The 5,510-nt window shown below is 34.0% G+C and carries 4 protein-coding genes; 2 read left to right on the forward strand and 2 right to left on the reverse strand.

Annotated elements, in window-relative coordinates; translation table 11 throughout:
• Positions 1-684, reverse strand: a 684-nt coding sequence (locus CQA44_RS10955) for a hypothetical protein (protein ID WP_115547271.1), incomplete at its 3' end; no start/stop codon positions are given.
• Between the two features lie 179 nt (positions 685-863).
• Here CQA44_RS10955 and thiS point away from each other — a divergent pair.
• Complete coding sequence (gene thiS / locus CQA44_RS10960) at positions 864-1,064, forward strand: sulfur carrier protein ThiS (protein WP_115547272.1); 201 nt, start codon at positions 864-866, stop codon at positions 1,062-1,064.
• Between the two features lie 616 nt (positions 1,065-1,680).
• Positions 1,681-3,477 (forward strand): translation elongation factor 4, encoded by a 1,797-nt coding sequence (lepA, locus tag CQA44_RS10965; protein ID WP_115547273.1) that lies wholly within the window; start codon positions 1,681-1,683, stop codon positions 3,475-3,477.
• Between the two features lie 202 nt (positions 3,478-3,679).
• Here the strand turns inward: lepA and CQA44_RS10970 are convergent, their stop codons facing one another.
• Positions 3,680-4,969 (reverse strand): multidrug effflux MFS transporter, encoded by a 1,290-nt coding sequence (locus CQA44_RS10970; RefSeq protein ID WP_115547274.1) that lies wholly within the window; start codon positions 4,967-4,969, stop codon positions 3,680-3,682.
• Positions 4,970-5,510: the final 541 nt, after the last annotated feature.

The raw sequence follows: 5,510 nt of genomic DNA on the forward strand, positions 1-5,510 counted from the left end.
ATATTGAGCTATACGTTCAAACATAAATTCTACAAAATCAGAACGATAAAATGAGAATTTAGCTAATGTTCTTTGAGCGATTTTGCAAGAAATATTACGATAAATTATACCATAACTTAATTTATCTAATAATTTAAAAATATATATTAGAGCATCGCTACTAAGAATCTTTCTGTATTGATTGTAAAAAGGGTTAATCCATAAATCACCATGTGCTAGAATGCAAAAACAATTTTGCCAATTCCTAAGGATAATAGGTTGCACAGAGTGGCTATAAATTCTGATATTGCTTGGATTATAATCCAATGATAAAGAATCTAAACAAGACTGATATTCAGACATTTTTTGTCTATTTAATGTGGTCTTATTGCAGAGATTTGCATTTGTAGAATCTAATCTATTTTGCCATATAGATTGTAGGCTAAAATCATGGTTGCCTTCAAGAAATATAATAGAGTTATTCCAACTAAGATGACAGATGATAGAAATTAATTCTTGATTCTCTAAGCGACTGCTCTGCAATGCGCCAATCAATAAGTGAAAAATATCTCCCATAAGAAAAACCTGCACACCTTTAGGAATACGTTGAAAAGATTCTATGAGAGCATTATCTCCTTGTTTAAAATGAGAATCTGCAATAAAGATAGCGTCTTCTTTTAAAATTATATCTTCAATAAAAGTCATGAACCCCGCTTGTTAATAAAGAATACATAATTAAGGCTAGAAACTATAAAAATTCTATTGTATTGTAAAATTATTAAATTATTCTTTATTTTTTGGTTATAATGCTTAAGTATCTTACGAATAATTTAAGATTAATAATTATTTCAGATAAAATTATGAAAAGTTATAAGGAGAAAAATATGGAGCTTATTATCAATGGTGAAACACAGAATTTTGGCGAAAGTATTTCTATTGCAGAGCTATTAAGGGAGCTAAATATTGAAGAACGAATAGTTGCAATTTCGCTTAACTCTCATGTTGTAAAAAAGGGAGCATGGGAGAATACCGTTTTGCAAAATAATGATAAGTTAGAATTATTGCAGTTTATGAGTGGTGGTTGATTTATATGTCTTGTTTAGTTACAACTTGATAGGCATTGAAGTCTTAATATCTCTCATTGATACTAAAGCAATCTCTATCTTTCCATTGTAATGCTTACACTTAGAGTATTTTGCACATAAACACATATAAGTCTCTATAATAAGCTAGTTTTTTACTTGCTTGGCATATCACATCTGCAACTATTGCCTTTGGATTGTCTTTATTAATAAAATCAATACCCACAAGCTTCAATCTCACGAATCTCATAGCCTCATTTAGAATTTGCTTCTTACATTTCGCTTTCTTGGAATTTTTACTGATAAAAGGATTTAATGTTTCAGTTATTGGGATACGGGTCAAGAATTATTAGCATTTTAAGGTAGGTATGAAAAGATTGCTATCTATTAGAAATGAAGCACGTATTTTCGGCACAGTGATAACAAAACAAAAAGATTGAGAAAGATATTTTTAGCAATGTCGCTCATATTACACGTGAATTCTCGCCGATGAAATTATGTTTAGTAAATTATGACATACCAAATATGTTAAAATTTGCTTAGGTTAAGAAAATTTTAGAATAAAGCAAAAAAAAATACAAATTGTATTTACAACGATACTACCAGCAAAGAGGAAATTATGCAAGCTAACATCCGAAATTTTTCTATTATAGCCCACATTGACCATGGCAAAAGTACAATAGCTGATTGTTTGCTGCAAGCTTGTGGAAGTATTGCACAACGAGAAATAACTGCCCAAATCATGGATACTATGGATATAGAAAAAGAAAGAGGCATTACAATAAAAGCACAAAGTGCTCGTCTTACCTACAAAGCAAAAGATTCTAAAGAATACATTTTTAATCTCATTGATACTCCCGGACATGTAGATTTTAGCTATGAAGTTTCGCGCTCCTTGAAATCCTGCGAGGGCGTGCTTTTAGTGGTTGATGCTAGTCAAGGCATACAAGCTCAAACGATTGCTAATGTTTATATCGCATTAGAAAATAATTTAGAGATTATCCCCGTGATTAATAAGATTGATTTACCTGCTGCGAATCCTCCTAAGGTTATAGAAGAGATTGAAGAAATATTAGGACTTGATTGTTCTCATGCCGTGCTTGTAAGTGCCAAAACAGGCGAGGGTATAGAATCTTTATTAGAGGCTATCACAAAACGTATCCCACCTCCTAAGATTGAAGATTCCAAGCCGTTAAAGGCATTGGTTTATGATTCATGGTTTGATAATTATTTAGGGGCATTGGGGCTTATTCGTATTATGGAGGGGCAGATTCAAAAAGGCGATATGGTAATGACTATGAGTGCCGATAAATCCTATCAAGTTTTAGGATTAGAATACCCCCATCCCATTCATAAAAGTGCCACACAGATTCTTAAAAGTGGTGAGATTGGCATACTTAATTTAGGACTAAAAAGTGTTACGGATATTGCAGTAGGTGATACTATCACACTCTCTAATAATCCTACGAGCGAACCAATAGAAGGCTTTATGCCTGCTAAACCGTTTGTGTTTGCTGGAATATATCCTCTTGATACAAACAGATTTGAGGATTTACGAGACGCGCTTAAGAAACTCAAGCTTAATGATTGTGCTTTGCAATTTGAACCAGAGAGCAGTATTGCTTTGGGATTTGGATTTCGTGTAGGGTTTTTGGGGCTTTTACACATGGAGGTGGTTAAAGAGCGATTAGAACGTGAATTCGGACTTGATTTGATTGCATCTGCACCAACAGTTGTTTATGAGGTGTGTCTAACAGACGGCAATATAATACAAGTGCAAAACCCCAGCGAACTCCCACCTGAACAAAGGATAGCTTCTATCAAAGAGCCTTTTGTGCGAGCAAGCATTATTACTCCTAGTGAATTTTTAGGCAATGTGATTGTGTTACTGAATAATAAACGCGGTATTCAAGAAAATATGGAATATCTTAGTCAGAATCGTGTCCTGCTTACTTATTCTTTACCTAGCAATGAAATCATTATGGATTTTTATGATAAACTAAAGAGTCAGACAAAGGGTTATGCAAGCTTTGATTATGAACCTATTGGATATAAAGAGGGCAATCTTATCAAGCTTGATGTTCGCGTAGCAGGAGAGATTGTTGATGCTTTAAGTGTGATTATTGATAAATCAAAAAGCTATGAGAGAGGCAAGGCATTAGTAGCACAGATGAAAGAGATTATTCCTAGACAGCTTTTTGAAGTAGCAATTCAAGCCAGCATTGGGAATAAAGTTATTGCAAGAGAAACCGTAAAATCAATGGGGAAAAATGTAACTGCGAAATGTTATGGCGGGGATATAACAAGAAAACGTAAATTACTAGAAAAACAAAAAGAAGGCAAGAGACGCTTAAAAGCAATCGGTAAAGTAGAAATTCCACAAGAAGCATTTTTAGCAGTGTTAAAAATTGATTAATGAGGCTGTAAGGTCTCGATATTCAATTCAAATGCTAAATTCTAGGGGTATGATTTGAATATGTAGTGTAATTAAATTGTTACAACAATTAAAGAGGGATTTACTTTAACGGTATTTCAGAAAATTATTTTTGATTCCACATGAGTTTATATTTATGCAACGCAAAAAGATATATGAAATTACATGTTACAAAATCTTGGATTCACATAGCTGAATTATTCCTTCCTAATCCAAAATATAATCCACTTCCAGCTAACACAGAGAGAGCCATCATACAGGCTAGGAGCCAAGGCGTATTGGCATGGAATACCCCTACTAAAAATGACATAATCCCGGCTAAAGCAAATTGTGTTGTCCCAAGAATTGCAGAGGCTGTGCCAGAACACTGCTTGAAACGTGCCATAGCGAGTGTTGTAAGGTTTGGCAATAAGAATCCAAGCATAGATATAGTCAAAAATAGTGTGATTTCAAACAGAAAAAAATACCCAGAGAATTGTACAACCTCATCAGAAGATTGCAATGAAAAATGGCATAATAAACCCGCAACTACAAGCAACACCGCAAAAACAGACATTGCTACAAAAGCTCTTGGCAGAATTATAAAAGGTGATGTTTTTAGCACAAACTTCGCATTGATGTTTGCGCAGACTACGAAACCAAGCGCATTAAGTGCAAAGATAATGCTGTATGTATTTTTGCTAAGTCCAAAAACATTCATAAAACAAAATGAAGAGCCTGTGATGTAGGCAAACATAGCAGCCATAGCAAGCGCACCAGAGAATACATACACCGTAAATACCTTATCTCTAAGAATAATTTGATACGTTTTGATTGTTTCTCTATGTGAAAATTTCTCGCGCATTAAATGAGGTGCGCTCTCTTTAAGCGCGAAAATTATCAGTAGCAATAATGCTATACCTAGAAGAAACAATGTCATAAAAATACTATGCCATGAAAAAAATTCAAGTAAAACGGCACCAAAAAACGGTGATAACATAGGTGCTAAGCTAGAAAACACCATCATAAGTGCAAAAATGGCTGCAGCTTCTTGAAGCATAAATCGATCATTGACAATTGCACGCGCAATGACTACACCCGCGCAGCCGCCTAAAGCCTCAAAGAAACGTAGGGCAATAAAAGCATAAATAGAATCTACCAAAACACAACCAATACTAGAGATTATAAACAAAGATACACCTATATACAATGGCTTTTTACGACCAAAAACATCACTTAATGGTCCATAAATAAGCTGTCCAAAAGCAAAAGCAATGAAAAAACTAGCAAGGGAGAGTTGCGTATAAAAATCATCAACTGCAAACTTTTTGCTCACACTCGGAAGTGCGGGCAAATACATATCTGTAGAGAGAGGTGCGATACTTGACATAAGGGCTAGAATGAAGATAAGTTTTATTTTCTCAAAACCCTTAATGGTAGATGTTTTATTGACTTCTTGTGTTTTTTTTGACTCTTCTGCGATGTTATGTTGCATATTAATCCTTTTGAAGCTATTTATAAAGCTAAATCTTGAGTTAATCCCAATTCAATAATTATTATACTAAAAAGCATTTATGAGGATGCTAAAGCTTGTTATCTGTGCTGTTTTGACACAAAAATTCATTGGACTATTTATCTCTCATTTTAATTACTCAAAATGCCGAATTCATGAGTATGCAATATCTATTTCTGAATCTCATTGATAACTTCCACTGCGAATGCCTCGATAAAAGAGCAATGAGATTCACTTGAATAATACTATCTCTATCTCTCAGGCTTAAGCAGGAAATTGGTATGCACCCAATAATTGATTGCAAACACGCAATCATACTTGCAAAATCCCTTTAACTTCAATGAAGTGTTACTTCGTGAATAAAATCCTAGTGTCAAGAACTTCAGTGAAAAAGGATTTTACTGAATCAATATGGAGATAGAACCATAGCCTTATGTGCGCAAGCATAAATCATTTGCTTACAGAGCATAAGTATTAGACTGAACAACATAACTGAACAACATGGCTTGAGAATCATAACTTG

It is taken from the genome of Helicobacter sp. MIT 14-3879 (assembly GCF_003364125.1).

Bases quoted from the DNA above. Each gene is read 5' to 3' on its own strand.
- CQA44_RS10970 (WP_115547274.1), bottom strand. From the start codon at position 4,969: ATGCAACATAACATCGCAGAAGAGTCAAAAAAAACACAAGAAGTCAAT.
- lepA (WP_115547273.1), top strand. From the start codon at position 1,681: ATGCAAGCTAACATCCGAAATTTTTCTATTATAGCCCACATTGACCAT.
- thiS (WP_115547272.1), top strand. From the start codon at position 864: ATGGAGCTTATTATCAATGGTGAAACACAGAATTTTGGCGAAAGTATT.